The sequence below is a fragment of the Cobetia sp. 5-11-6-3 genome (assembly GCF_013374055.1).
Classification (GTDB): Bacteria; Pseudomonadota; Gammaproteobacteria; order Pseudomonadales; family Halomonadaceae; genus Cobetia; species Cobetia marina.
On the sequence record NZ_BLWJ01000034.1, the window covers coordinates 1 to 281 of the forward strand.

The window sequence follows — 281 nt, forward strand, 5'->3', positions numbered from 1 at the left end:
GTTATATGGTCAAGCGATTAAGCGCATACGGTGGATGCCTTGGCAGCCAGAGGCGATGAAGGACGTGATAGCCTGCGATAAGCGTTGGCGAGGTGGCAAATACCCTGCGACCCAACGATTTCCGAATGGGGAAACCCACTTACCATCAGGTGAGTATCTATAGGCCAATACATAACCTATAGAGGCAAACCCGGGGAACTGAAACATCTAAGTACCCGGAGGAAAAGAAATCAACCGAGATTCCCCAAGTAGCGGCGAGCGAACGGGGACCAGCCCTTAAG

1 rRNA gene is annotated in these 281 nt (G+C 52.0%); it reads left to right on the forward strand.

The features are described from left to right. Nucleotides 1-7: 7 nt before the first annotated feature. A 23S ribosomal RNA gene (locus tag HXS66_RS17295) occupies nucleotides 8-281 on the forward strand; the annotation flags it as partial.